The 26,419-nt window shown below is 71.3% G+C and carries 26 protein-coding genes and 1 pseudogene; 13 read left to right on the top strand and 14 right to left on the bottom strand.

Features of this window, described 5'->3' with window-relative positions; translation table 11 throughout:
* Positions 1-78 precede the first annotated feature (78 nt).
* Positions 79-852 (top strand): helix-turn-helix transcriptional regulator, encoded by a 774-nt coding sequence (locus E3328_RS06780; RefSeq protein ID WP_135363831.1) that lies wholly within the window; start codon positions 79-81, stop codon positions 850-852.
* Between the two features lie 124 nt (positions 853-976).
* Here the strand turns inward: E3328_RS06780 and gatA are convergent, their stop codons facing one another.
* Both gatA and gatC read right to left on the bottom strand, forming a co-directional pair.
* The gene (gene gatA / locus E3328_RS06775) at positions 977-2,269 is read right to left on the bottom strand and encodes an Asp-tRNA(Asn)/Glu-tRNA(Gln) amidotransferase subunit GatA (protein ID WP_135363830.1); all 1,293 of its coding nucleotides are present in this window, start codon (positions 2,267-2,269) and stop codon (positions 977-979) included.
* Positions 2,270-2,294: 25 nt separating this feature from the next.
* The gene (gatC, locus tag E3328_RS06770) at positions 2,295-2,579 is read right to left on the bottom strand and encodes an Asp-tRNA(Asn)/Glu-tRNA(Gln) amidotransferase subunit GatC (RefSeq protein WP_135363829.1); all 285 of its coding nucleotides are present in this window, start codon (positions 2,577-2,579) and stop codon (positions 2,295-2,297) included.
* A gap of 451 nt (positions 2,580-3,030) precedes the next feature.
* Here gatC and E3328_RS06765 point away from each other — a divergent pair, with 451 nt between their 5' ends.
* Both E3328_RS06765 and E3328_RS06760 read left to right on the top strand, forming a co-directional pair.
* Entirely contained in the window at positions 3,031-4,005 is a 975-nt protein-coding gene (locus E3328_RS06765) for a transcription initiation factor IIB (RefSeq protein WP_135363828.1), read from the top strand.
* Between the two features lie 62 nt (positions 4,006-4,067).
* Complete coding sequence (locus E3328_RS06760; RefSeq protein WP_135363827.1) at positions 4,068-4,535, top strand: NUDIX hydrolase; 468 nt, start codon at positions 4,068-4,070, stop codon at positions 4,533-4,535.
* A 3-nt stretch (positions 4,536-4,538) separates the two neighbouring features.
* On the opposite strand, the gene E3328_RS06755 is transcribed toward E3328_RS06760, so the two are convergent.
* From E3328_RS06755 to E3328_RS06735, 5 genes are all read right to left on the bottom strand, one after another.
* A complete protein-coding gene (locus tag E3328_RS06755; protein ID WP_135363826.1) occupies positions 4,539-5,090 on the bottom strand; it encodes a hypothetical protein in 552 nt (183 codons plus the stop codon).
* 86 nt (positions 5,091-5,176) lie between these two features.
* Positions 5,177-6,349, bottom strand: coding sequence for an asparagine synthase C-terminal domain-containing protein (locus E3328_RS06750; RefSeq protein WP_135363825.1), 1,173 nt, complete (start codon positions 6,347-6,349; stop codon positions 5,177-5,179).
* Entirely contained in the window at positions 6,346-7,032 is a 687-nt protein-coding gene (locus E3328_RS06745) for a CehA/McbA family metallohydrolase (protein ID WP_135363824.1), read from the bottom strand. The genes E3328_RS06750 and E3328_RS06745 overlap by 4 nt, the downstream gene beginning before the upstream one ends.
* A 78-nt stretch (positions 7,033-7,110) precedes the next feature.
* On the bottom strand, positions 7,111-7,569 hold the full coding sequence (locus tag E3328_RS06740; protein WP_135363823.1) for a hypothetical protein: 459 nt from the start codon (positions 7,567-7,569) through the stop codon (positions 7,111-7,113).
* Between the two features lie 24 nt (positions 7,570-7,593).
* Entirely contained in the window at positions 7,594-8,265 is a 672-nt protein-coding gene (locus E3328_RS06735) for a polysaccharide deacetylase family protein (protein ID WP_167837325.1), read from the bottom strand.
* A 152-nt stretch (positions 8,266-8,417) separates the two neighbouring features.
* On the opposite strand from E3328_RS06735, the gene E3328_RS06730 reads away from it, so the two are divergent.
* On the top strand, positions 8,418-9,566 hold the full coding sequence (locus E3328_RS06730; protein WP_135363821.1) for a site-2 protease family protein: 1,149 nt from the start codon (positions 8,418-8,420) through the stop codon (positions 9,564-9,566).
* A 27-nt stretch (positions 9,567-9,593) separates the two neighbouring features.
* Here E3328_RS06730 and E3328_RS06725 read toward each other — a convergent pair whose 3' ends face one another.
* Complete coding sequence (locus tag E3328_RS06725; RefSeq protein WP_135363820.1) at positions 9,594-10,112, bottom strand: CNNM domain-containing protein; 519 nt, start codon at positions 10,110-10,112, stop codon at positions 9,594-9,596.
* 187 nt (positions 10,113-10,299) lie between these two features.
* On the opposite strand from E3328_RS06725, the pseudogene E3328_RS22835 reads away from it, so the two are divergent.
* A pseudogene (locus E3328_RS22835) lies at positions 10,300-11,705 on the top strand (MFS transporter).
* A gap of 1 nt (position 11,706) precedes the next feature.
* Here the strand turns inward: E3328_RS22835 and E3328_RS06715 are convergent.
* The 3 genes from E3328_RS06715 to E3328_RS06705 form a co-directional block, all read right to left on the bottom strand.
* Positions 11,707-12,078 (bottom strand): metal-dependent transcriptional regulator, encoded by a 372-nt coding sequence (locus E3328_RS06715; protein ID WP_135363819.1) that lies wholly within the window; start codon positions 12,076-12,078, stop codon positions 11,707-11,709.
* Positions 12,079-12,378: 300 nt separating this feature from the next.
* Entirely contained in the window at positions 12,379-13,593 is a 1,215-nt protein-coding gene (locus tag E3328_RS06710) for a TIGR04347 family pseudo-SAM/SPASM protein (RefSeq protein WP_135363818.1), read from the bottom strand.
* On the bottom strand, positions 13,590-13,976 hold the full coding sequence (locus E3328_RS06705) for an Htur_1727 family rSAM-partnered candidate RiPP (protein ID WP_209452139.1): 387 nt from the start codon (positions 13,974-13,976) through the stop codon (positions 13,590-13,592). Before E3328_RS06705 ends, E3328_RS06710 begins: the two co-directional genes overlap by 4 nt.
* A 166-nt stretch (positions 13,977-14,142) precedes the next feature.
* Between E3328_RS06705 and E3328_RS06700 the strand changes: the two genes are divergently transcribed.
* The 3 genes from E3328_RS06700 to E3328_RS06690 all read left to right on the top strand — a co-directional run bounded on the left by E3328_RS06700 (position 14,143) and on the right by E3328_RS06690 (position 16,147).
* Positions 14,143-15,267: a TIGR04053 family radical SAM/SPASM domain-containing protein gene (locus tag E3328_RS06700; RefSeq protein WP_135363817.1), complete on the top strand. Its 1,125-nt coding sequence runs from the start codon at positions 14,143-14,145 to the stop codon at positions 15,265-15,267.
* A gap of 164 nt (positions 15,268-15,431) precedes the next feature.
* Entirely contained in the window at positions 15,432-15,809 is a 378-nt protein-coding gene (locus tag E3328_RS06695) for a winged helix-turn-helix domain-containing protein (RefSeq protein WP_135363816.1), read from the top strand.
* A complete protein-coding gene (locus E3328_RS06690) occupies positions 15,806-16,147 on the top strand; it encodes a DUF7521 family protein (protein WP_135363815.1) in 342 nt (113 codons plus the stop codon). Before E3328_RS06695 ends, E3328_RS06690 begins: the two co-directional genes overlap by 4 nt.
* A gap of 297 nt (positions 16,148-16,444) precedes the next feature.
* Here the strand turns inward: E3328_RS06690 and E3328_RS06685 are convergent, their stop codons facing one another.
* Complete coding sequence (locus tag E3328_RS06685) at positions 16,445-16,804, bottom strand: hypothetical protein (RefSeq protein WP_135363814.1); 360 nt, start codon at positions 16,802-16,804, stop codon at positions 16,445-16,447.
* 225 nt (positions 16,805-17,029) lie between these two features.
* On the opposite strand from E3328_RS06685, the gene E3328_RS06680 reads away from it, so the two are divergent.
* Positions 17,030-17,629, top strand: a complete 600-nt coding sequence (locus tag E3328_RS06680; RefSeq protein WP_135363813.1) for a hypothetical protein — start codon at positions 17,030-17,032, stop codon at positions 17,627-17,629.
* A gap of 108 nt (positions 17,630-17,737) precedes the next feature.
* Positions 17,738-18,376, top strand: a complete 639-nt coding sequence (locus E3328_RS06675) for an NAD(P)-dependent oxidoreductase (protein ID WP_135363812.1) — start codon at positions 17,738-17,740, stop codon at positions 18,374-18,376.
* Here the strand turns inward: E3328_RS06675 and E3328_RS06670 are convergent.
* Together E3328_RS06670 and E3328_RS06665 are read right to left on the bottom strand one after the other, a co-directional pair.
* Entirely contained in the window at positions 18,373-20,064 is a 1,692-nt protein-coding gene (locus E3328_RS06670; RefSeq protein WP_135363811.1) for a glycoside hydrolase family 13 protein, read from the bottom strand. The genes E3328_RS06675 and E3328_RS06670 overlap by 4 nt on opposite strands.
* The gene (locus E3328_RS06665; RefSeq protein ID WP_135363810.1) at positions 20,061-21,848 is read right to left on the bottom strand and encodes a glycoside hydrolase family 13 protein; all 1,788 of its coding nucleotides are present in this window, start codon (positions 21,846-21,848) and stop codon (positions 20,061-20,063) included. Before E3328_RS06665 ends, E3328_RS06670 begins: the two co-directional genes overlap by 4 nt.
* Positions 21,849-22,108: 260 nt before the next feature.
* Between E3328_RS06665 and E3328_RS06660 the strand changes: the two genes are divergently transcribed.
* The 3 genes from E3328_RS06660 to E3328_RS06650 all read left to right on the top strand — a co-directional run bounded on the left by E3328_RS06660 (position 22,109) and on the right by E3328_RS06650 (position 26,419).
* Entirely contained in the window at positions 22,109-24,031 is a 1,923-nt protein-coding gene (locus E3328_RS06660) for an ABC transporter substrate-binding protein (protein WP_135363809.1), read from the top strand.
* Between the two features lie 74 nt (positions 24,032-24,105).
* On the top strand, positions 24,106-25,119 hold the full coding sequence (locus tag E3328_RS06655; RefSeq protein ID WP_135363808.1) for an ABC transporter permease: 1,014 nt from the start codon (positions 24,106-24,108) through the stop codon (positions 25,117-25,119).
* Positions 25,106-26,419 carry an ABC transporter permease gene (locus tag E3328_RS06650; protein ID WP_246022915.1) on the top strand — a complete coding sequence of 438 codons (1,314 nt, stop codon included), beginning with the start codon at positions 25,106-25,108 and terminating at the stop codon, positions 26,417-26,419. The genes E3328_RS06655 and E3328_RS06650 overlap by 14 nt, the downstream gene beginning before the upstream one ends.

Genomic DNA, 26,419 nt, shown 5'->3' with positions numbered 1-26,419 from the left:
GAAATCGGGGCCTTCCGGCGGACGTGTCCGTGAACGAACCAGATCCATTAAAGGCGGGCCACCCGCAGTTTTGTGGGTATGAACGGTGATTCCCTGGTCACCTACGTTGCGCGGTCGGAGCTGCGCTCGGCGCTGTTGCGCGCCGTCGAGCGCGACCCCCGCACGACGGCCGCCCTCCACGCCGACCTCGACGTGAGCCAGTCGGGCGTCTACAAGACGCTGGACGAACTCGCCGACCGCGGGCTCGTCCGGGAGTCCGACCGGTGGGAGCTGACCGCCCGCGGGCGGCTGGTCGCGGACGAGCTGGCCCGCCAGGACGCGGTCGAGGACCTGCTCGACGACGAGTTCTGGGACGACCACGAGGTGGCGGCGCTGCCCCGCCGGTTCAGACAGCGCCTCGCGGGCGCGGGCGAGTGGGAGCTGTACCGCAACCCCGCGCGCAACCCCCAGTACCTCGAACGCTGGGCGGTCGAGCTGTTCCGCGAGGCCGACTGGCTGCGCGTCGGCGCGCAGGTGTACTACCCCCGCTTCGCCCGGATGGTCGACGAACTCGCCGACCGCGGCGTCCTCGACGCCCAGGTCGTCGTCGACGACCGCCTCGTCGACGAGGCCATCGAGCGCTACGCCGACGGCGCGCCCGCCTGTATCGACGAGCGCGTCGCCGACCTGCCCTTCTCCTTTACCGTCACCGCGGACCTCGTCGCGCTCTCCCTGCCGGCCCGCGACGGGGTCTCCGATCTGGACGCCGTCCTCGTCGGCTCCGGCGAGGGCGCCGTCGAACTCGGCCGCGACATCCACGCCCACTTCTGGGACCGCGCGGTCCCCGTCGAGGACTACCTCGCGACCGTCTGAAAGCTCCCGTCGCGGTCCCGGCTCGGGGCAGCGCGCCGCGAGCGCTGCGGGACCCCCCGCCAGCAAAAGACACGGGTGAAAAAGCGCGGCCTCGCTTCGCTCGGCCGCGAACGGTACGGTCCGCTCAGGCCAGCGCGCTGCCCGCGCGGATGATCGCCTTCTCGCCGAACGCCGGCCCCACGAGCTGGAGCCCGACGGGCAGGCCGCCGTCGGTCTCGCCCGCGGGCACCGAGATGGCCGGCAGGTTCGCGAGGTTCACCGGCGTCGTGTTGGCGTCGGCGAGGTACATCGTCAGCGGGTCCGAGAGGCTCTCGCCCATCTCCATCGGCGGGACGGGCATCGTCGGCGAGGCGAGCACGTCGGCGCCCTCCAGCGCGTCGTTGATGTCCCGTTTGATCCAGGCGCGGGCGTCCTGGGCCTTCTTGTAGTACTTGTCGTGGTAGCCCGCCGAGAGGGCGTAGGTACCCAGCAGGATCCGGGATTTGACCTCCTCGCCGAAGCCCTCCTCGCGGGCCCGGGCGAACGTCTCGTTCCAGTTGCCGTCGTAGCCGCCCGACTGGCCGTAGCGGACGCCGTCGAAGCGGGCCAGGTTCGAGGAGGCCTCGCTCATGGCGGTCACGTAGTAGGCCTCGACCGCGTAGCGGAGACACTCCAGGTCGACCTCGTGGTAGCTGGCGCCCCGCGATTCGAGCTCGTCGATGGCGTCCCAGAACACGTCGGTCACCCGCTCGTCGGCGCCGTCGAGTAGCTCCATCGGGATCCCGATGTCGAGGCCGTCCACGTCGCCGTCCGCGGCGGCCGCGTAGTCGTAGGCGCCCTCGCCGCGCTCCTCGGTGGCGTCGCGGGTCGTCGCGTCGCGCTCGTCGGGGCCGGCGATGACCTCCAGCAGTTCGGCCGCGTCCTCGACCGTTGGGGCGATCGGTCCCACTTGCTCCAGCGAGTTGGCGTAGGCGACGACCCCGTACCGCGAGACGAGGCCGTAGGTGGGCTTGATGCCGACGACGCCGCAGAAGGCAGCCGGCGCGCGGACCGAGCCCCCGGTGTCGGTCCCCAGCGCCATGTCGGCGTCGCCGGCGGCGACGACCGCGGCCGACCCGCCGGAGGAGCCGCCCGGGACGTGCCCCTCGGCGACCGGGTTCTCGGTGGGGCCGAACGCCGAGGTCTCGGTGGTCGTTCCCATCCCGAACTCGTCCATGTTGGTCTTGCCGGGGATGGTCGCGCCCGCCTCCTTGATCCGTTCGACGACCGTCGCGTCGAAGGGGGGGACGTAGTCGTCGAGCATCGCCGACCCGCAGGTCGTGCGGACGCCCTCGGTCGAGATGTTGTCCTTGACGGCGACCGTCTTCCCCGCCAGGGGGCCGTCCGACGCGCCGTCGATGCGCTCCGTCGTGATGTAGCCGTTGTACTCCGTGCTCATGTGTTGTGGTGCTGCCGCGGGACGCTCACGAGACGTTCGGGCCCTTGAAGTAGCCGTCCTCGGACTCGGGGGCGTTGTCCAGTGCCTCCGCCTGGGAGAGGGAGTCGCGCACCTCGTCGGGGCGCATGACGTTGGCCAGTTCCTCCTCCTCGTCGACCTCGGGCACCTCGTCCAGCGTCTCGAAGTACTCGAGGATGTCGGCGAACTGCTCGGTGAAGCGGTCGACCTCCTCGTCGTCGAGGTCGATGCGCGCGAGATCCGCGACGTGGCGCACCTCCTCGGGTTCGACCACGTTCTCCGTGTCGCTCATGGCCGACGCGAGGCGTGGCCCGGCGGTAAGGGTTTCGATGCCCGCCCTCGGTCGGCCGCGCGCGGCTGGAACCGGCCGCTCCGCGACCGCCGTCGGCGCCGATCCGGCCGGCCGAACCGTCGCGCGCGCCGGACCTCGATCCGCCGCCGTTTCCCCGCTCGACGCCGCGCGGACCGGTGGATCCCCGCCTCTGGCGGTCGTATCCGGTCGACGACTGGCACCACTCGCGTATCCCCCTATTCCGCCGTATCGAGCGCTACAGGTGCCGATATCTGCAGTTTCATCCTCCCGTATTCGGTCCGGAGCGCCCCTCGGATCGATAGATTAAGTATGGTCGAGCGCAGACGTGTGATCTTGGGCCAATTTCGGGAAAGATTTAAGTCGCCTGGCCCCCAACACATAATCCGGTGAGACGGTTTTGGCGGGGATTGCCCCGCAGAGTTTGCAACCAATGACCGACACCACTATCAGACGCCACACGAGCGAGCGCGAGGAGGCCCGCGAGCGAGACGAGGCGGAGTCGGAGGACCTCGTCTGTCCGGAGTGTGGGGGCAACCTCGCGTCGGACGCCGAACACGGCGAGACGGTCTGTGAGGACTGCGGCCTGGTCGTCGAGGAGGACGAGATCGACCCCGGTCCGGAGTGGCGCGCGTTCGACGCGTCGGAGAAAGACGAGAAGTCCCGCGTCGGCGCGCCGACGACGAACATGATGCACGACAAGGGCCTGTCGACCAACATCGGCTGGCAGGACAAGGACGCCTACGGCAACTCGCTGTCCTCGCGCCAGCGCGAGAAGATGCAGCGGCTGCGCACCTGGAACGAGCGGTTCCGCACACGCGACTCCAAGGAGCGCAACCTCAAGCAGGCGCTCGGCGAGATCGACCGCATGGCCTCCGCGCTGGGCCTGCCCGAGAACGTCCGCGAGACCGCGTCGGTCATCTACCGCCGCGCGCTCGACGAGGACCTCCTCCCGGGCCGCTCCATCGAGGGCGTCGCCACGTCGGCGCTGTACGCCGCCGCCCGGCAGGCGGGCACGCCGCGCAGCCTCGACGAGATCGCCGCGGTCTCCCGCGTCGACAAGGACGAGATCGCCCGCACCTACCGCTACGTCGTCCGCGAGCTCTCGCTGGAGATCCAGCCCGCCGACCCCGAGAGCTACGTGCCCCGGTTCGTCTCCGACCTGGACCTGCCCGACGAGGTCGAACGCCGGGCCCGCCAGCTGCTGAACACGGCCAAAGAACAGGGCGTCCACTCCGGGAAGTCCCCGGTCGGCCTGGCCGCCGCGGCCGTCTACGCCGCCTCGCTGCTCGCCAACGAGAAGGTCACCCAGTCGGAGGTCAGCGAGGTCGCCAACATCTCCGAGGTCACCATCCGCAACCGTTACCACGAACTCCTCGAAGCGGAGGAGGAGTTCACCGCCCCCTGACGACGGTTTCTCGCGCCGGCAGTTTTCCCAAAGCCGAAGCCCCGCGTAGCCCTGGGGCCGCCATGGAGACGACCCGACACTACACGGCGACCGTCTACGTCGTCAGCGACGGCGCCGTCGCCCTGCACGAACACGACGGCCTCGGCAAGTGGCTCCCCCCGGGCGGCCACGTCGACCGCGACGAACTCCCCCACGAGGCGGGCCTCCGGGAGGTCCGCGAGGAGACCGGCATCGACGCCGACCTCGTCGCCGAGCGCGACGACATCGGCTCGCCGACCGTCGACCCGCTTCCCAAGCCCCGCCACTTCCAGCTCGCCGACGTGAACGTCCACGGCGAGTTCGTCGGCCACCAGCACGTCGACCTGGTCTACTACGCCCGCGCCGACACCCGCGAGATCGACCCCGCCGAGGGCGAGCAGCCCGCCGACGCCTGGCGCTGGTTCACGAGCGAGGACCTCGCAGCAACGGACGCCCTCGACCCGGACGTTGCCGAGACCGGGGCGCGAGCGATCGAGACGGTCTCCGGGTGACGGTCACTCGACGACGTCGATCCGCTCCCTGGCGAGCCGGGTCTCGGATTCGGTGTGGCGGAGCGTGACCGTCACGCGCTGGCCCGGTTCGAGGGGGACGCGGCGCTGCTCGATCCGGAAGGCGACCTCGTCGCTGGCCTCCAGTCGCGCGTCGCTGCCGTTCGGGGCCGCGATGGCGCCGTCGACGCCGGCGCGGCCGCGGGTGAAGATGTGGTTGCCGCTGTAGTCGTTCTGGGTGAGCCGCTCGGTGGGGAGCCCGTGCAGCCTGGCTCGCTTGTCGTGGTCGGGCAGGCTCACGACCACGTCCACGTCCGCCACGTCGACGGCGTCGCCGCTCTCGTGGCTGATCCGCACCCACCCGCTCGTCGGCCCGGTCGCGTGGACCGGCTCGGAACTGGTCGAGAGGATCGGCCCCCCGTCCGACAGCGAGTCGCCCGTCTGCATCAGCAGTCCCCCCGTGACACCGATCATCAACACCGTGAGGCCGAACCCGAGCGCGGCCATCCCCTCCCGGGAGATGGCCCGGTCCGCGGCCCCGAGCGCGCGTCCCCTCATCGCTGTCACGTCGCTACCGCGGCGACCGTCTTAGCTCCTGTCGTTACTCAGGTTACAGGTCCGGCCGGGGACGGGTTCGGGGGAGTTCAGCACAGCGAGTCGACGTACCGCCCCAGGTGGTCGTCCATCCGCCGTTTGAACCCGGCCCGGCGGGCCAGCCGGTCGAGCTCCCGGGAGACGAGGCTGCCGTACTGGACGGCCTTCTTCTCGCGGAACGCGACGGGGTCGGGGACCCACTCGCGGACCGCCAGCCGCAGCGCCCACTTGCGCTCGCCGCGGTCCGTCACGAGCAGATCCCCCGGGAGGTCCAGCGCGGCGGCGACCACCCGGTCGTCGAGCAGCGGCGCGACGGGCTCGACGCCCGCCCCGCGGAGCGCCAGCACGTCCCGCTGTAGCTGGTCGGGGAGCGTCTCGACCACCTCGCGGCGCGCCCCGCGGACGGTGTCGGCCGCGACGCGCTCGTCCTCCGGGGCGCGGGCCACCTTCGCGTACCCGCCGAACAGCTCGTCGGCGCCCTGGCCGACCGCGAGCCGGTCGTAGCCGTCCGCGGCGGCCCGCTCGGCGACGAGATACAGCGGGAGCGCGATGCTCACGTCCATCGCGTCGGTCCGCCCGGTCGCCGCCGCGACCTCCGGGACCGCCCGCTCGATGTCCCCGTGCGTCAGCTCGACGACCCGGAGCTCGCGGTCGAGCTTCGCGGCGCCGCTCCGGGCGGCTTCCACGTCGTGACTGTCGGGGAAGCCCGCGACGTACAGCGGGGCGTCGAGCCGCGCCGCGAGCGCCGCCGAGTCGACGCCGCCGGAGAAGGCGACCGCCAGTCCTCCGGTCGCGGTGTCGTCGACCGCCCCGCGGACCCCCTCGCGGACCGCCCGCACGGCCGCCCGCTCGTCGGTCGCCGGGTCGGGGTCCGGGAGCGACCAGACCCGCTCGTCACCGTCGCTGTCGCGGGCGTGTCCGGCCGGGACCGGGTCCGGGTCGGACAGCGCGGCGGGGTCGAAACTCCAGGTCTCGGGGTCGTCGGCCTCGGTGAAGACGGGCTGGCGACCGAGGGCGTCCCGAACGACCCGCCCGTCGACCGCGCCGGCGAACCCGGCGGTCCCGGGCAAGGGGTCGCCGTCGGCCAGTGCCCCCCGGACCGTCGCCGGCGAAGCGCCGCGGAGGCGGCCCTCGTCGGCAGCGTGGATGGGGTCCTCGACGGCGTCACGGCGGGTGTTCGCGCGGGGACTTCCCGGCTCGTCGGCGTCGCCGGGCCCGCTCATGGGAGCAGGCGGTCGAGCGCGAGGCGGACCCGCCGGCGGGTGTTCCCGTAGGCCTGGCGCGCGCTGACCAGCCAGGGGGTCCGCCGCGTCTGTAGCGTCGTCCGGCCGTCGACGACCGCCTCGCAGATGGCGTCGGCGGTCGGCTCCTCGGCGTCGACCAGCGTCACCGCGCGGCCGACCATGTCGCTGACGTGGGCGTCGCTGCCGGCGGTGATCGGGAGGTCGTAGCGCTCGGCGAACCGGCGGGCCTGCCGGTTGGAGTAGCCGGTCACCAGCCGCGAGTTGTACACCTCGACCGCGTCGGCCTCGCGGAGCTCGGACTTCCCGACGTTCGCGAGGACGCCGCTACGCATCTCCTGGAAGGGGTGGGGGACGACGGCGATGCCCCCCTGGTCGCGGATCCGCGCGAGCGTCTCGCCGAACGGCAGACCGGGCTCGACCGCCTCGCTGACGTTCAGCCCGAGGACGTGCCCGGCGGCGCTGGAGACCTCGATCCCCGGGATGCCGACGAGGCCGTACTCGGGGGCCCGTTCGAGGAGCTCCGGGTTGGCGCTGACCTCGTCGTGGTCGGTGACCGCCAGCGCGTCGAGGCCGACCGCGGCCGCCCGCTCCAGCAGCATCTCCACGGAGTCGCGGCCGTCGTAGGAGGCCGCCGAGTGGGCGTGGAACTCGACCGAGAGCACGACCGACCGTTGCGCGGGCCTCGGCAAAAGCGACTCGGTCCCGGCCACCCGGTCGGCCGTTCGCTTCCGTCAGGGGGCTCAGCGGTCGAGGACCCACCGGGCGGCGGTCCCGACGCCGAACCCGACCGTCCCGAGCGCGAGCACGACGGGGGTCCAGAAGGCCGCCGCGCCCGACCCCTCGAACGACCCCGGAAGCGCGACCACCGCGTTCGGCGTGAACAGCGAGAAGTACGCGATCCGGCCCGCGACCGGGGCGGCCGCGAGCGACAGGCTGCCCGCGAGGCCGCCCCGCCGGGCGGCGGCGACCGCCGACAGGGCCGGACCGGCGACCGTCGCCGCCGCCAGGGCCGCTGCCACGAGCGGGGCCGCGGCGCCCGGGACGGTCCCGCTCGCCGCGAGCGCCTGGAGTCCCAGGGCAACGCCGAACAGGCCCGCGGCGGCCCCGAACGCGCGGACCGCGGCCGACCGCTCGCCGACGAGCGTGTCAGCGAACGCGTTCGCGAGCGGTGCGGTCGTCGCTCGGTCGCTCCCCGCCATCGGTCAGTCGTTCGCAACCATCGCTCAGTCACCCGCGTCGGCGCGGCCGACCAGCTCCAGCGGGTCGCCGAAGTCGACGCCCCGCTCGTCGAGCAGGTGCAGGTAGTGCTCGAACTGTTCGGGGGAGTTGCCGCCGTCGTGGAACAGCAGGATGTCCCGCGAGTCCGATCCGAGGCGGTCGGCGGCGTCGGCGACGTTCTCGGCCAGCCCTTCCTTCGTGTCGACGTTGTAGTCCTCCACGTCGACGGTCCAGAACCAGTCGCGGTCGCCCGCGTGGTCGCGCCAGAAGCCGTAGTCGATCAGGTCGGCGTCGGGCGGCCGGAAGCCGCGCTCGGCGAGCACGGCCTGGAACTCGGCGGCGCGGTCGCCGCCCTTGTCGCCGAAGGGGAACCGGAACAGCTTCGCGGGCCGCTCGACGCCCGCGTCGGCGTACACCGCGTCGACGGCCGCCTCGGTCCGGTCGACCTCGTCGGCGAACTCGTCGACGGCGATGTCGGAGGCGTGGTTGTGGTCGAAGGCGTGGTTGCCCAGCAGGTGGCCCGCCTCGACGGCCTCCCGGGCGTGGTCGGCGTGGTCTGCGAGCCGGCGGCCCTCGCAGAAGAACAGGGCCCGCACGCCGTAGTCGTCGAGGGCGCCGAGCTTCGCCGGGAGCGTCGCCGAGGGGGCGTCGTCGACCGTGAGGTAGGCTGTCGTCACGGCCGTACTGTCTCCCGAGCAGCCACGAAAAACTACCGGGCCGGCGGGCCGGCCCGCTCCGCGGGACCGCCCCGTGCCGCCGGACGGTCGCCGGGCTGCCCGACGGAGCACACTCCCCCGTCCTTTTGAGGGACCGCGCCCTCTTGGGAGCGATGCGAAACTTCACGGTCGGTTCCGTCTGGGGGATCCCCATCAGGATCAACGTCTCGCTGGTCGTCTTTCTCCCGATTCTCGCGTGGGTTATCGGGAGCGGCTCCCAGATCGAGACCTACGCCGGACTCGTCAACACGTTCGCTCCGAACCAGTTCGACATCGCGACGCTCACCGCGGGCTCGACGCCGTGGGCCATCGGCGCCGGCGCCGCGGTCGGGCTGTTCGTCAGCGTCGGGATCCACGAACTCGGCCACGCCTGGGCCGCCCGCCGCTACGGCATCGGCACCCAGTCGATCACCCTCTGGCTGCTCGGCGGCATCGCCGCCCTGGAGGAGATGCCCCGCGAGTGGAACCGGGAGTTCTGGATCGCTATCGCCGGGCCGATCACGAGCGTCCTCACCGGCGTCGCCTGCTACGTCGTCCTGCTGGCCGTCCCCGCCTCCGCGCCGGTCGTCGGGTTCGTCCTCGGCTGGCTCGTCGTCACGAACGTCCTGCTGGCCGTCTTCAACCTCCTGCCCGCGTTCCCGATGGACGGCGGGCGGATCCTCCGGGCGCTGCTCGCCCGGTCGCGGCCCTACGAGTCGGCGACCGCGTCCGCCGCGCGCTTCGGGACCGGGTTCGCCGTGCTGTTCGGCGTCCTCGGCGTGCTCAGCCTCGCGCCGATGCTGATCCTGCTGGCGCTGTTCATCTACGGCGCGGCCTCGTCGGAGTCGCGCTCCGTGATGCTCCAGGGCCTGCTCACCGGGCTGACGGTGCGCGACGTGGCGCGGCTCGACGCCGAGTCCATCGACGCCGACGAGTCGGTCGCCGCCTTCACCGACCGGATGGTCCGCGACCGCCGGACCGTCTACCCCGTCGTCGACGCCGGTTCGACCGTCGGCGTCGTCACGCTGGACGCCGTGCGGCGGACGGACCCCGCCGACCACGACACCACGCGGGTCCGCGAGATCGCGACCACCGACCTGCCGCGGGTCGCGGTCGACGCGCCCGCGTTCGACGCGTTCCTCGAACTGAGCGGGCACGCCTCCGGGTACGCGCTCGTCGAGGCCGACGGCGAGGTGGTCGGCCTCGTCTCCCGCGAGGACTACACCCACGTCCTCCAGTTCCGCCGCGACGGCGTCGGGGTCGGACCGCGGGAAGCGTTCTGACCGCGCGCTCGCCCGCCGGCGCCGCGCTCACTCGTCGAGCAGGTTCTCCTCGATCCCCTGGTCGCCGCCGACGAGCGCCGTCAGCCGCCGCGTGCTCGCGTCGAACAGGGAGACGACCGGGCCGAGCCCCTGCTCGACCAGTGCGAGCGGACGCGCGACCCGGCGGCTCCACGTCCGGGCGTGGCCGAGCCCGTAGGACTTCGGGACGATCTCCCCGAAGACGAGGATGAGCGTGCTCGCCCCGACGGTCGCGAGGACGACCGCCAGCCCGGGGGAGAACACGTCGGCGACCAGCAGCGTGACGATGCTGGAGATCGCCATGTTGACGACGTTGTTCCCGACGAGGATCGTGACCAGCAGCCGGTGGGGGTCCGCGCGGAGTTCGCCCAGCGCGGCGCCGTCGGGCGACCCGTCGGCGGCCGCCTCGCGGACCCACTCCTCGGGCAGCGAGAAGATCGCCGACTCGCTGCTGGAGAAGAAGGCGCTCAGCGCGACGAGGCCGACCACCGCGACGACCGACGGGACGAGCAGCGAGAGCGTGACCATGGGCGGACCTCGGCCACCGTGCACATGAAGGCCGGGCCCATCGGCGGGAGCGCCCGGTCGCGCTCGGCGGACGGGCCGCGCCGTCGCCCCACGGGCCCGCCGCCGTGGCCGGTCGTGCGGGCGGCCGCCGCGGCCGGTGCCACCCGGCTATTTACGTCGGGTTTCCCAACGGGCGGACGACCCCCCGATGACCGACCGCTGGCTCTACCCGTGGGCGCTCGGCTCCGCCGCGTTCGGCGGCGCCTCGCTGCTGGTCCCGCTGTATATCGTCCAGCTGGGGGCCACTCCCGCGCAACTGGGGTATCTCGCGGCGACGGCGGCGCTCGTCGGCGCGCCGGGGGCGGTCGCGTTCGGCCGCCTCGCCAACCGGGTCGACCGGCGTCGCCCGCTCGTCCTGGCGACGCTGGCGACCGTCGCGGTCGCGCTGGCGGTCGTCCCGTCTCTCGCGACCGTCCCCGCGGTCATCGCCGCCAACGCGGCGCTGTGGCTGGTCGTCGGGTCGGTCGCGCCCGTCCTGACGATGCTGGTCGTCGACGACGCTCCCGAATCTACCTGGAACGACCGCATCGGCCGGCTGAACACCTTCCAGGGGTACGGCTGGGCGGGCGGCCTGGTCCTCGGGACCGTCTGGCCGCTGGTCGGCGTGCGCCTCGTCGGCGCCGCCTCGGCCACCCGCGCCCTGTTCTGGCTGCTCGCGGCCTGCGCCGGCGCCAGCGCCGTCGGCGCCGCCCGGACGCTCCCCGACCCGGCGCCGGAAGACCACGTCACCGGCGAGCGGAAGACCCGTCGGATCGCCCGGATCGTCGCGAGCGTCCGGCTGCCGGTCCGGGGCGCCACGTTCCCGTTCGCGCCGAACCGGCTCTACTGGACGACCCGCGGGCTCGACCCCCGGCGGCTCCGCGGGCGCCTCGACGCCGCGCTGGCGACGTACCTGCCGCGGCGACGCTGTTTTTCGCCGGCTTCGCCGCCTTCTGGGCGCCGCTCCCACTGTTTCTCACGGACGCGTCGTTCGACTCCGGGACGGTGTTCGGCCTGTACCTGGTCTCCAGCCTCGCCTCGGCGGCTCTCTACGGGGGCGCCGGTCGCGTCGCCGCCCGCTACGACGCGCGGGTGGTCCAGTCGGGCGCGCTGGCGCTCCGGGGAGTGCTCTTCCCGGCGGTCGCGCTGGTGGGCGGGCTGGGCGCGGCGGCGCTCGAACTCGGCGCCGCGGGCGTCGGCCTCGCGGCGATCGGCGCGACGTGGGCGGTCATCGCCGTCGTCGGGACGGCTATCGTCACGCGGCTCGCGCCGCCGGCGGCCCGCGGGGAACTGCTCGGCGCCCACACCGCGCTGGGGGCCGTTGCCGGCGGCGTCGGCGGCGTCCTCGGCGGCTGGGCGGCGTCGTTCGGCTACCTCGCGGCCTTCGCCGTCGCCGGCGGGCTCGTCCTCGCCGGCTCCGGGCTCGTGCTCGCGCTCCGGGTGCTCCCCGGCGGCGAGCGCGCGGTCGGCTCGACCGGCGACGCCGGACCGACCGACGGAGAGGTAGCGGCGGAGCCAGCCCTGGACCGTCCGGTCGCGGCCGACACGGCGAGCGACGAACCGCGGAGGGACTGACTCACTCGGCGGCCTCGGGGTCGCTGGGGAGCGTGGCCGCGAGCCGCTCGGCGACCGTCGGGCTGACCAGCCCGGCCAGCTCCATCGCCTCCGTCTCGTGGTCGTCGAGGTCGAGCACGCCCCGGAAGAACCACGAGACGGTCACGTACGTCTCGTGGAGCTGTTCGGCCCGCTCGCGGCCCGCCTCGGTCAGCGTCACGCCCTCGTAGGGCTCGTAGTCGACCAGCCCGTCGTCGGCGAGCCGCTGGCACATCTCCGTCGCCGACGCCGGCGACCTGTCGAGCATCTCCGCGAGGGTCCCCGGCGGGACCGGCGGACTGCGCCGGTGTTCCGCGATGTAGATGGCCAGGAGGTACTGGGGTACCCCGCTCATCCGTCCGGCGCGGACCCCGCCCTGTCGTCCGTCTCGCTCGGTACGGCCGACTCCCGTCGCATGGGATTAGGCTAGCCTAAATCGTATAAAGAGGTTCCGGATTTTAGGGCGACCGAAACCGTGGCGATGCCGTCACGGAGACTCGGCAGCGCACCCGGATCCGGTTCGGACGCGCTATCGGCTGTGCGGCGCCGTGCTCGCGGATGAGGCGGGGCGCAGTTCTACCGACGGTGGTCGATTCGATATCGCGGATAACGATATATCGGCCGCAGGGACGACGTCGACGCCCCCGGAGTCCGCTCAGTCCGCAGGCTCCGGAGCGCCCGTCTCGCCGTCGATCCCGCGCTCCTCGGGCGTGAGATAGCACTGCGGGTCGGGGCCGAAGGGGTCGTCCCCGTCGGACAGCGCCCGGAGCCGGGAGGCGCCCCGGCAGATGTCCTGGTACTGGCAGTCGGCACAGCGACCGGTGAGGTGCTCCTCCCGTTCGCGCAGCGCGCCCAGCAGCGGGTTCGACTCGTCGGTCCAGACCTCGCCGAACGGGCGGTCGCGGACGTTGCCAAGCGAGTAGCCCTGCCAGAACTGGGTGAGGTGGACGTTGCCCTGGTAGTCCACGTCGGCGATCCGCTCGCCCGTCGGGTCGCCGCCGTTCTCCAGGAGGTAGCCGTGGATCCGGTCGGCCATCGCCTCGCCCAGTTCCCGGCGAGCGTACTCGACGAGGTAGCCCGCGTCGGCGTAGTTGCCCACCAGCAGCGTCTCGATCTCGTGGCCCCGGTCGTGGTACTCGCGGGTCAGCTCGCAGACCCGGCGAACCGCCTCGCGGCGCTCGTCGGGCGTCAGGTCCACGTCCTGGATCTCCGCGCCGCGGCCGCCGTAGTCGAGGTGGTAGAAACAGAAGCGGTCGACGCCGCGGTCGGCCAGCAGTTCCACCACGTCCTCCAGGTCGTCGGCGTTGTGGCGGGTGATCGTGTAGCGGAGCCCGGTCTTCAGCCCGGCGGCCTGGGATGCCTCGATGCCCTCCAGCGCGCGCTCGAAGGCGCCTTCCTGACCGCGGAAGGCGTCGTTGCGCTCGGGCATCCCGTCGACGGAGACGCCGACGTACTTGAGTCCCGCCTCGCGGAGTCGGTCGGCGCGCTCCTCGGTCAGCAGCGTCCCGTTGGTCGAGAGGACCGGCCGGAGCCCGGCGTCGCTGGCGTGGGCGACCAGCTCGACGAGGTCCTCCCTGGCCAGCGGTTCGCCGCCCGAGAAGAGCACCACGGGTGCGCCGAACTCGGCGAGTTCGTCGAGGAACTGCTTGCCCTCGGCGGTGGTCATCTCGCCGGGGGCGGGCTCGGTCTCGGCGGCCGCGTAGCAGTGGTCGCAGTAGAGGTTGCACTGCTTCGTGCAGTTCCAGACGACGACCGGCCGGCGCTGCTTGCGCTCGCGGATCTGCTCTTTCTCGGACTCGTCGGCGGCGTCGTAGCGGAGCCCGTCGCCCTCCGCGTCCAGGTCACAGAGGAGTTTGCTGACCGAGATCACGCCTCGTCACCCCCGGCGGCGGTCGCTCCGGCCGCCCTGGTCGATCCGTCGGTCTTGCCGTCGCCGGCGCGGTCGGAGAGCGCGACGCCGTCGGCGGCGAACCGCCGGGTCTCGTCGGCGGGGCAGAGCCACAGCGTCTCGGCGGTCCAGCCGAACAGCCGTTCGGCCTGCTCGCGGGCGATCTCGGCCGAGGGGGCGCTGACGCTGCCGGCGTGGGTCAGCGGCTCGTCGGACTCCTCGCGGACGAACAGCTCCCACTCCCGGGTCACGTCGCCGCGGGGCGCGTCGACGGTCGCGTCGAGCGCGTCACCCGGGGCGCGGTCGTCGGGGCCGGCGTCGGGGTCGGGGTCGGACATATCGGACGGGACGGACTCGCCATTCATACCCACCCGACCGTATTTTCAGACACTGGGAACGCGGTCGCCCGCTTAGGTGGAGCGGCCCGAACTTCGGGGCGATGACCGAGACCCGAACGGGGCCGCCGGGCGCCGAGGGACGGCCGGAACGGGACCGAGACCGCCCGACCGCTCGCCGACGGAGGTGGCGCTGATGCGGCCGCCGGTCGACACCGCCGAGCGGCCGCTCGTGCTCATCTGGGAGGTCACCCAGGCCTGCGAGCTGACCTGCGACCACTGCCGGGCCGACGCCCGGCCGGCCCGCCACCCCGACGAGCTCTCGACGGCCGAGGGGAAGCGGCTGCTCGGCCAGGCGGCGGACTTCGGCGACCGCCAGCTGGTCGTCCTCTCGGGCGGCGACCCGATGAAACGGCCGGACCTGGTGGAACTGGTCGACTACGGGACCGACCAGGGGCTCACGGTCTCGCTGACGCCCAGCGGCACGGACGAACTCGACGCCGGCGCCATCGGGGACCTGGCCGACGCCGGCCTCAAGCGGATGGCCCTGAGCGTGGACGGCGCGACGCCCGAGCGCCACGACGCCTTCCGCGGCGAATCGGGGAGTTTCGAGGCGACCATGCGGGCCGCGAGACAGGCCCAACAGGCGGGGATCCCGCTGCAGATCAACACCACGGTCTGCGCCGACACCGTCGAGGACCTGCCGGCGATCCGGGACGTGGTGGCCGACCTCGGCGCGGTGCTGTGGAGCGTGTTCTTCCTCGTCCCCGTCGGCCGCGGACAGGTGCTTGACCCCATCGCACCCGACCGGGCCGAGCGGGTCATGGAGTGGCTGGCCGAGGTGGCCGACGAGGCGCCGTTCGGCCTGAAGACGACGGAGGCGCCCCACTACCGGCGGGTCCGCCGGCAGGCGGCCGCCGAGTCGGAGGGCGGGGCGTCGGGCGACGCTCCCACGGCCGACGAGAACCGGCGGGCGAGCGTCCTCGCGGGGGACGGCTTCGCGTTTGTCAGCCACACCGGCGAGGTGTACCCCTCGGGGTTCCTCCCGAAGTCCGCAGGCACGGTGCCCGAGGACCACGTCGCCGAGGTGTACCGCGAGTCGGAACTGTTCACGGCGCTGCGGGACCGCGACGAACTGCGCGGGAAGTGCGGCGCCTGTCCGTTCCGAAATGTCTGCGGCGGGAGCCGGTCGCGGGCGTACGCCCACACCGGCGACCCGCTGGCGAGCGACCCGCTCTGCGGGTACGTCCCGCCGGACTACGACGGCCCGCTCCCCTGGGAGGACGCGACCGAGGCGGTCCGGACGGAGGGCCGACCCTGAGCGGTCGGAGCACACGCCGGCTCGTCGGACGACCGCTCGGATATGTCCGGATCGTGTGACGTGTCCGAGGCGTCGGGACCGGTCGCTCTCGGGGAGTCGCGGCCGATCGCGGCCGTCGTGTGTCGGTGCGACTATAACGGTCGTCCGGTAAGTGGCCGCTAGCAATGGTCCGTGACCCGTTCGCGGACGACGAGGCGCCGGCCCTCCAGGACGTGCTGGACGCGCTCGACGACCCCGACTGCCGGGCCATCGTCAGCGCGCTGGAGGAACCGATGACCGCCAGCGAAATCTCCGAGGCCAGCGACATCCCTCTCTCGACGACCTACCGGAAGCTCGACCGGCTGGAGGAGGCCCAGCTCCTGTTCGAGGGCACCGAGATCCGCCCCGACGGCCAGCACGCCAGCATCTACGAGGTCGACTTCGAGGAAGTCGTCATCGCTTTGACCGAGGAGCGCGAGTTCGAAACCGAGATCGCCCGTCGGCCCCGGACGCCGGACCAGCGGCTCGAATCGCTCTGGTCGGAGGTGCGCAAGGAAACATGAGCCCACACGCTACACCCGGAACGGTCGTACTCGTCGCGTTGAAGACCATCACGCTCATCCTCGGCGGGATGATCACCTACTTCTCCTACAAGGCCTACCGCCGGAGCGGCGCCCGGCCGCTGTGGTATCTCGCGGTCGGGTTCGGGATCGTCACGGCGGGAACCTTCCTCGCGGGCGCCATCGACCAGGCGATACGCTTCTCGCTGTTCGGCGTGAACGTCCCCTTCTTCGGCGGGAACGTCGACAACCAGACCGTCGCCGACTTCGCGCTCGCCATCGAGAGCGCGCTGACGGCGGCCGGCTTCGCCGTCATCGTCTACTCGCTGTACTCGGAGTAGGGCCGCCGGCGCCCGACTCCCGCACCCACGACCGCCGCTTCCTTTCGCGACACGCGCTCGTCGCCTCTCGTCGGTATCTCCGGATAGTGACCGCCCTATCGACCGGAGAGGCGCCAAGAAACGTGATCTGAACCGCAGATCCGGCCGTCGGCGATCCACCTCGCGAACGGTTCGCGAGCCGACGATACATTGTATATCGCTATATCGAACGGGGCCGGTGAAGTTCCGGGGTGCTCGTGCCACGAGCGTCCCTAGTCAGCTTCCGCGTGACGGTCGTCTGTATCGTGCGCCGTGCCCTCAACACGGGTCGATACTGTCGCCAGCCATGCGGTGCGCCCCCGTGACGGACACGCGGTAGGTCGCCGCCGCGGCCGCGTCGGCGTGCAGTGTCTCGTTGCCGAGGGGCCGCGTGTACGCGTACGGGACGCGCACGGTGACCGCCAGGCCGGCGACGCCTGCCCCAGTGACCGACACCTCTCTCGTCGCCGTCCCCTCGTCGACGCCCCAGCCGGAAAGACACGACGCGTCGTCGAGGCGGTCCGTGACGTGGGTCCGCTCGGCGGCGAGCGCGCGCTGCTGGGCGAGCGATACCGCGACCAGGGCTCCGAGGACGAGGACAACGACAGCGACGGCCACACGCGCCCGGCGGGAAACCATATCGGCCGGGGAGACTCCCGGCTGAATTGAATCCTTTGTGGAGGTCCCGCCCGGAACCAGTACCTCGACCGGCACCGACAGCACCGGTGCGACGGCGGCGACGGCCCGGTCCTGCGGCGACGATCGCGCAGTCGCCCGCGCGGTCGAGCGACCCGTCCGGAGCCACCGACCCACGGCATTTTTGTACGATAGTTGGAATTACCTTGCCATGGAGTGTGGGATGCGATGTCACTAGCAGAGATACAGCGACCGACGAATCGCCGCGAACGGTACCGGTTCATGGCGCTGGCCGCGTCCAGGCCGTTCGCGATCGGGGCGGTCCTCGTCCCGCTGTTGCTGCCCGTGGTGGGGTACCTGTCGGGCGACGTCCGGGTCATGTTCACCGTCCACCTGTTCCTGGGCGCCTTCTGGTTCGGGACGGCGGTGCTCGGTGCGGTCGTCCTCGGGCCCGTCATGGGCAGCCTCTCCGAGGAGGCGAACGTCGAGTTCGCCGAGGGGTTCGTCCCGAAGATGAACCTGCTCATGGAACCGGTCTCGGTCGGGGTCGTCGGCTCCGGGATCGGCCTCGCCGACATGATGGGGCTGTGGGCGTCGCCGACGCCGTCGCTGTGGGCGGCGCTCGGGCTCGCGGTCGCGCTGCTGGTCCTCGGGTTCGGGCCGCTGCACAAGTTCACGGCGGGGATGTTCGACGAGATCGCCGCCGAGGACACCGACCACGAGCGACTCGCCGACCTCAACAGGAAGTACGGCATGCTGAGCATGGTCGAACTGCTGCTGATGGTCGCCATCGTCGCCACCATGTCCGGTCTGCGCTGGGGGTTCTGACCCGGCGGCCGCCGACCGGACGGATCGGGGCGACCGGGTACCGAACGGTGTGATTTCGCCGCCGCGGAGTGGTGCGGTTATATGTCTCTCAGGTTCCAACCCTCACTCATGCGCGTACTGCTGCTCGGAGCGAGCGGACGGATCGGACGGCGCGTCGCGTCGGAACTGCTCGACCGCGGCCACGAGGTCACGGGCGTCTCGCGGAGCGGGACGGTCGAGGGGGTCGACGACCCGTCGTTCGTCGCCGTGTCGGGCGACGCGAGCGATCCGGACGCCGTGGCCCGGCTGGCGACCGGCCACGACGCCGTCGCCAGCGCGCTCGGCCCGGGAGAGGGCGAGGACCCGGCCGTACTCGTGGAGATGATGGAGGCGACCGTCGAGGGGCTGCGACGGGCGTCGGTCGACCGGCTCGTCTGGACGGGCGGCGCCGGCGGCCTGTACGTCGGACCGGACACCCGTCTCGTCGAGACCGACGACTTCCCCGACGAGTGGGAGCCGCTCGCCCGGGCGGCCATCGACGCCTACGAGGTCCTGGCGGAGGCCGACGACCTGGAGTGGACGTACCTCGCGCCGGCCGCGCTGATCGAACCCGGCGAGCGGACCGGGGAGTACCGCACCGCGGAGGGCGAACTCGTCGCCGACGACGGGGGCGACAGCTACATCTCGATGGAGGACTTCGCGGTGGCGCTCGCGGACGTGCTCGAGTCCGGCGAGGCGGTCCACACCTACCTCGGAACCGGCTACTAGCAGGCGTAGACGACCGCCTCGAACGGGCGGAAGGTCGCGCCGACGGGGTCGGCCGGCGGGTCGTCGCAGTTGGCGAGCAGGACCTCGGCGTCGGTCGCGGCGAAGTCCCCGGGCTCGAACGTCGCCCGTTCGTCGGACCAGTTACAGACGACGAGCCGCCGTTCGCCGTCGAGGGTTCGGGTGAACGCGAAGAACTGTTCGTCGTCGGGGACGAGCGGGTCGTAGTCGCCGTAGACGAACACGGGGTCGTCGTCCCGGAGGTCGATCAGCCGGCGGTAGTGGTGGAAGACGGACCCGTCGTCGGCGCGGGCGGCCGCGGCGTTGATCTCGGTGTAGTTGTCGTTGACGGGCAGCCACGGCTCGCCGTCCGTGAAGCCGGCCCGCTCGTCGTCGGACCAGTGCATCGGCGTGCGGGCGTGGTCGCGGCTGCGGTAGTTGACCGCCTCGCGCACGTCGTCGAAGGCGTCGACGGTCCCGGCGTCGAGCATGTCCTCGACGAGGCCGACCGTCATCACGTCGTCGATCTCCTCCAGACTCTCGAACTCGGTGTTGGTCATCCCGAGCTCCTGTCCCTGGTAGAGGTAGGGGGTGCCCCGCATCGTCAGCAGGAAGGTGGCGATGCACTTCGCCGAGCGCCGGCGGTAGGAGTCGTCGCCGAACCGCGAGACGATCCGCGGGTGGTCGTGGTTGCCGAGGAACAGCGCTTCCCAGGCGGGTTCGGCGACTTCCCGCTGGTTGCGGGTCATCAGCTCCTTGAACTCCGGAAGGCTCCACTCGCCCCAGTTGTCGTCGGTCCAGTCGTCGGCCTGGTCGACGTCGAGGTGGTCGAAGTGGAACACCATGTCCAGGCAGTCCCCCCGCTGGACGAACTCTCGGGCGTCGTCGGCGTCGGCGCCGCCCATCTCCCCGGCGGACATCGCCGCCTCGGGGACGACCGCGCCGAGTTCGTCGAGGTACTCGCCCAGCCGCGGGCCGAAGGTGTAGTGCTCCGAGCCGAGCGGCCCCTCCTCGTCGGGGTCGCCGTCGGGGTAGCCTTCCCGCTTGGAGAGGTGACTGATGGCGTCCATGCGGAAGCCGTCGATGCCCTTCTCGACCCACCAGGTGACGATGTCTTTGACCGCTTCTCGCACGTCGGGGTTGCGCCAGTTGAGGTCGGGCTGGTTCTCGTTGAAGACGTGGAGGTACCACGCCTCCCGTTCGTCGTCCCACGACCACGCCGACCCGCCGAACAGCGACTCCCAGTTGTTCGGGGGCTCGTCGGGTTCGCCCTCGACCCAGTGGTAGTAGTCGGCGTACTCGCCCTCCTCGCGGCGCGAGCGCTGGAACCACTCGTGTTCGTTGGAGGTGTGGTTGACCACCAGGTCCATGATGAGCTTCATGTCCCGGTCGTGGAGTTCGTCGCGCAGCGCCTCCCAGTCGGCCATGTCGCCGAACTCCTCGTTGATGGCGCGGTAGTCGCGGATGTCGTAGCCGTTGTCGTGGTTCGGCGAGTCGTAGACCGGCGAGAGCCACACCACGTCGACCCCGAGTTCGTCGAGGTAGTCGACGCGCTCGGTGATCCCCGGGATGTCGCCGACGCCGTCGCCGTCGCTGTCCGCGAAGCTCCGCGGGTAGATCTGGTAGACGACTGCCTCCTTCCACCACTCGCGGTCGATACGACTCTCCTGTGTCTGTCGCTGCCCTGTCATCGTTCTCTGGTCGTCGTGTCGTCGGTCGGTCGGCCGGTGGTCGCTGCGTCCGTGGTTGCCGCATCGGTACTCGTCGTCTCTGCCCCCGGGTCGTCGACCGGGGGCGTCAGGTAGACCCGCGCCTCCCACGGGCCGAGCTCGAGCGTCCGCTCCGGGAGTTCGGGGGCGTCGTCGTTGGCGAGCGCGAGTTCGAGGCCGTCGACGGTCACGCCGTCGGGCACGTCGAACGTCGTCGGCTCGTCGTCGAAGTTGAGGACGACGAGCGCCCGCTCGGTGGGTCCGTCGCCGTCGCCCGCGAGCGTGCGGGTGTACGCGAAGATGCCCGGGTGGTCGGGGGCGAGCAGCTCGAAGTCGCCGTAGACGAGCAGGTCGCGGTCCCGAAGGTCGATCAGGTCGCAGTAGTAGTGGAACACCGAGTCGGGGTCGGTGCGGGCCCGGGAGACGTTGACCTCGGTGTAGTTGGGGTTGACACCGATCCACGGGTCGCCGTCGGTGAAGCCGGCGGCCGCCTCGTCGCTCCACTGCATCGGGGTGCGGGCGTTGTCGCGGGACATCGCCTCGACGGCCTCGCGCACGTCCTCGTAGTCGTCGGCGTGGCCGTCGGGATCGTCGACGGCCGACGCGACGTAGTTGCGCGCCTCCACGTCCCGGAGGTCCTCCCGGGACTCGAAGGGCGCGTTCGTCATGCCGATCTCCTCGCCCTGGTAGACGAACGGCGTGCCGCCGAGGGTGTGGGTGAGCGTCCCGAGTAGCTTCGCGGACTTCCGGCGGTACTCACCGTCGTCGCCGAACCGCGAGACCATGCGGGGCTGGTCGTGGTTGTTCAGGTACAGCGAGTTCCAGCCCTCGTCGGCCAGGCCCTCCTGCCACTTCGCGAGGATCTCCTTGAACTCGACGAGGTCGGGCTCGCCGGCGTCCCACTTGGCGTCGCCGTGGTCGAAGGTGACGTGCTCGAACTGGAAGAGCATCGAGAGGCCGTCGCCGTCGGCACCGACGTACTCGCGGGCGTCGTCGACGGAGACGCCGGGCGTCTCGCCGACGGCTAGGATCGCCTCGTCGTCCAGCACCTCGTCGACCATCTCGCCGACGTACTCGTGGACGCGCGGGCCGTTCATGAAGTGCTCCGCGCCGCCGTCGGGGTAGCCCGCCGCCTTGGAGATCATGTTGATCACGTCCATGCGGAAGCCGTCGATGCCCCGGTCGAGCCACCACTCCATCATGTCGTAGACCGACTCGCGCACGTCGGGGTCGGCCCAGTTCAGGTCGGGCTGTTTCTCGTCGAAGAGGTGGAGGTACCACGCCCCGCGCTCGTCGTCGTAGGACCAGGCGGGGCCGCCGAACACGGACTCCCAGTCGTTGGGCGGCTCGTCGGGCTCGCCCTCGACCCAGTGGTAGTAGTCGGCGTACTCGCGGTCCCCGCGGCGCGAGCGCTGGAACCACTCGTGCTCGTCGGAGGTGTGGTTGACCACCAGGTCCATGATCAGACGAATCCCGCGTTCGTGGAGTTCGTCGCGCAGGCGTTCCCAGTCTCCCATGTCGCCGTAGGCGTCGTCGATGGCGCGGTAGTCGGCGATGTCGTAGCCGTTGTCGGCCTGCGGCGAGGCGTAGACGGGGTTGAGCCAGACGGCGTCGACGCCCAGCTCGTCGAGGTAGTCGACGCGGTCGACCAGCCCCGGCAGGTCGCCGACCCCGTCGCCGTCGCTGTCGGCGAAACTCTTGGGGTAGACCTGGTAGACGACCGCCTCCTTCCACCAGACCCGCTCGTCGTCGGCGACGCCGCTCATCGCCGGTCACCGTCCCGTCGGGCCCTCGGGGACGGGACCGCGGGCCCCGGATGGGGCGCGGTACCGTCCCACTCGCGTCCGGCGATTCGCTTATCACGTCGTATCGCTTGGATGCGTTTCATGGGTCGTGTCCGGAAGTCCGGCGCGGACTCCGCTCGACAAATACTGACTGGAACGACTCACTTAATTCTGGCGAGGATATTGAAGAACAGATTCAACCAAAGTTTTATGGGTAAGTCTATCATGGTCTTGAACGAGCGATGTCTGACAACCAGAACCACGGGTCGAACGGGACGCCCATGTCGCGCCGGCGGATGATGCGGTTGCTCGGTGCGACGGGCGTCGCGACGGGCCTCGCGGGCTGTGGTGGACAGTCGGCAGTGGAAACCGATACAGAGGCCGGCGGCGACGGCGGTGACGGCGGCGACGGCGGCGACGGGTCGGACGGCGGCTCCGGAACCCCGGAGTCGACCGCCACGCCGGAAGGGTTCGAGAGCACCTCGATGGGGACGATCCAGGAGCTGGCCTACGTCACCAACCAGACGCTGCCGGTGTTGCCGGTCATGGAGAAGCTGGCCCAGTCGTTCCAGGCGACCGACGACTGGTCGGTCCCGTCGGCCGACAGCGAGAAGATGCAGGTGTACTGGCCGACCAGCTGGCTGCCGCGGACCGGCGACTGGACGCTGAAGGAGGGCGCCGACGACGAGCGGCTGACCCTCGCCCAGTGGGCCGTCCCGGCCGACTCCCAGTACAACGTCTGGAACGGGACGAACGACGGGGAGGCCCGCCGGATGATCTTCGACCGGTTCATGCGGTACAACGTCGCCACCCGCGAGTACCACCCCTACGTGATCAGCGACTGGGAGGTCGGCGAGTCGACGCTGACGCTCTCGGTCCGCGAGGGCCAGACCTGGCACGACGGGGAGCCGGTCACCGGGACCGACGTGGCCAACCACATCAAGCTCGACCTGTACAACAGCGCCGGGGGCGGCGGGATCGGCCCGTACGTCCTGCCGGAGGGCGACATGAACGCGGTGCCCGACCGCGTGCAGGCCACCGGCGAGAAGACCGTCGAGATCACGCTGGAGCAGGCCGTCAACGAGGATATCCTCCTGTCGCTGCTCGCGCCGACGCGGCTGCGCGCCTACGACGAGGTCTACGGCGAGTACGTGACGGCGCTCGACGAGGCCGAGAGCGAGGAGGAGCGGTCGTCGGCGCTGGGCGAGCTGACGGAGTTCAGCGACGCCGAGCCGATCGGCAACGGCCCCTTCCAGTGGGAGGACGCCGACAGCCAGCGGACGCTCGTCACGAAGTACGACGGCCACCCCGACGCGGACAACATCAACTTCTCCGAGGTCGAGTACCTCTACAAGCCGGAGAACTCCGGTCGGTGGAGCTCGCTCATCAACGGCGAGACCGACGGGTCGGCGACGCTGTTCATGCCGCAGAACCAGACCCGGCGGCTCCCCGACCACATGCAGACCGCGCTGGTCTCCCGCCACTGGGGGATGGGCATCGTCTTCAACCACGACCGCGAGCCGGTCGACGACGTGCGCGTCCGGAAGGCGATCGCGAACGTCATCGACCGCGAGGCCGCGGCGGGCAACTCCGCGGCCGGCACCGGGTCGAAGGTCGCCGTCACGTACCCGAGCGGCCTGACCGGCGAGTTCAACGACCAGATCGAGGGCCACTGGCTCGAGGGCGTCGCCGACGAGTTCGACACCTACGGCCGCGCCGAGCAGCGCACCGAGCGGGCCGCCGAGCTGCTCCGCGAGGCCGGCTACGAGAAGAGCGACGGCACCTGGCAGAAGGACGGCGAGCCGCTGGAGCTGCCGATCAAGGGGCCGGCGGGCTTCTCCGACTGGGTGTCGGGCGTCCAGACCATCGTCTCGCACCTCCAGGACTTCGGCATCGAGTCCGAGCCGATCATGCAGGACTCGGCGACCTACTGGGGCGGCGACTACGTCGAGGGCGACTTCAAGCTCGCGCTCCAGGGGTGGGCGTCGTACAACCACACCCACCCGTACTTCCACTTCGACTGGATCTACCGGAGCGGGGACGCCACGGACTACTGGAACGTCCCGACGGAGTACGAGGCGCCGATCCTCCACGAGGACCTGCGCGACTCGGAGACCATCGTCCCGGACGACTACATCTCCGACCTGGCCACGCCCCAGGAATGACGCCCGCACGAGTGGCGGCCGCTCCGTCCGCGCGGCGGTGGAGCTAACAGGCGGCACCGAACACGGTTTCACACATGAAATACTTCGTCAAACGCATCGGACAGTCGATTTTCACCGTCTTCGCGGTGGTGTCGTTCAGCTTCGCCCTCATCAGGCTCCTGCCGGGGGGACCGATGGACTACCTCCGCGCGCAGATCATGGAGCAGGGGGGCAGCAACCTGTCGCCGGAGGCGATAAACAGGCGCATCGAGGCCCAGTCGGGGATCAACCCGGACGAGCCGGTGTACGTCCAGTACGTCGACTACATGGTCGGCCTCGCGCAGGGCGATTTCGGCCAGTCGGTCTGGTACGGCGACCCCGTCGCGAGCATCATCGGCCCGGCGATCCCCTGGACCGTGTTCCTGACCGCCTCGGCGCTGTTCATCGCCTTCACCGTCGGCGTCTCGCTGGGCGCGGTCATGGCCTACAAGGAGGGCTCGACGTTCGACGTCGGGTCCACCGGCGTCGGCCTCGTGCTCAACTCGACGCCGGGCTACGTCGTCGCGCTGTTGCTCGTCGCGTACCTGGGCTACCGCTACCAGCTGTTCCCGACGGGCGGGCGGTACAACTCCGCGCTCGACCCCGCGCTCACCAACCCCGAGTTCCTGCTGAGCGTCCTCTACCACGGGGCGATGCCGATCGCGTCGATGGCGGTCGTCGGCTTCGGCGGCTGGGCGCTGTCGATGCGCGGCAACGCGATACGGGTCCTCGGGGAGGACTACCTGCGGGTGGCGCGGCTGCGCGGGCTCTCGACCCGGCGGATCGCCCTGCGGTACGTCGCGCGCAACGCCATCCTGCCGATGTACACGGGTCTGATGATCGCCATCGGGACCGTCTTCGGCGGGGCGGTGATCATCGAGAACATCTTCGCGTACCCGGGCGTCGGGTTCTACCTGATCCAGTCCATCAGCGCCCGCGACTACCCGCTGATGATGGGCGGGTTCATCCTGATCACCGTCGCGATGGTCATCGGCATCACCATCGCCGACCTGACCTACGGCTGGCTCGACCCCCGCGCCAAGGGAGGTGCCTCGCGTGAGTCCTACTGACGGCGAGCGCGGCGACGGCCCGCAGCCGGACGGCGACGAACGGGAGTCCGACCCCGCCTTCGACGCGATCGCGGGCAACGACGACGCCATCGACCCGGAGACGGTCACCGGGGCCGGCGACGACGCCGGCCCGTCGCGGCCGGCCATCTCCGGCCACGCGTGGAAGGGCCGGCTCCCGGCGGACCGTGGTGAGCCGAGCGACCAGTCGTCCGAGCTTCGCGCCGACGGCGGCGAGGCCGGGGGCGCGGGCCGACCGACCCCGGGTCGGGGACCGGACGGGGTCTCCGAGTTCGAGCAGATGGCCGACGTGACGCTCAGCGAGAGCGAGCGCCGCCGGCAGTGGTTCGAGGAGAAGGTGCTCGCCCCGGCCCGGATCGTCTGGGACGACTGGCGGGCCCGCTTCGGGGTCGTCGTCGTCACGCTGTACCTGTTCATGGGGATCGTCGGCCCGCACCTCGTCGCGGAGCCGTCGCCCAACCAGGGGGAACGGCTGATCGGGGCCTTCCGGACGCTGGCCCACCCGTTCGGGACGACCGCCTCGGGCGTGGACATCCTCTCGCAGCTCGTCTACGCGACGCCCGCGATGTTGCTGATGATCACCGCGGGCGCGGTGTTCACGGTCGTCCTCGGGACGGGCGTCGGCACGCTCGCCGGCTACAAGGGCGGGCGCGTCGACAGCGTCCTGATGACGATCACCGACGTGATGATGACCATCCCGGGGCTGCCGCTGACGATCGTCCTCGCGGCGGTGCTGCAGATCGAGGGCCACCCGGTGGTCATCGGTGTCCTCATCACGGTCAACGCCTGGGCGGGGCTCGCACGCGCGATCCGCTCGCAGGTGCTGACGCTGCGGGACGCCGAGTACGTCGAGGCCTCCCGCATCATGGGGATCCCGACCTCGCGGATCATCGGCAGCGACATCGTCCCGAACCTGATGCCGTACATCTCGATGAACTTCGTCCGGCAGGCCCGCGCGGTCATCTTCGGGGCCGTCGGGCTGTACTTCCTCGGCGTCCTGCCGTACAACAGCAACAACTGGGGCGTCATGATGAACGCCGCCGTCAACCGCGCGGGGGCGACCTCCTCCGCGGCGGCGTTCCACTGGCTGCTCGTCCCGATGGTGACGATCATCGTCCTCGCGCTCGGGTTGACCCTGCTCGCGCAGGGCGCCGACCGCGTGTTCAACCCGCGGGTCCGCGCCCGCCACGCCAAGACCGTCGAGGACGACGGCGACGAGGAGGGCGACGGAGACACCGGCGGCCCCGGCGGCGCCACCAGCGCGGCCACGGGAGGTATCTGA

It is taken from the genome of Halosimplex halophilum (assembly GCF_004698125.1).
Classification (GTDB): domain Archaea; phylum Halobacteriota; class Halobacteria; order Halobacteriales; family Haloarculaceae; genus Halosimplex; species Halosimplex halophilum.
This window is presented reverse-complemented; position numbering and strand designations above follow the sequence as displayed.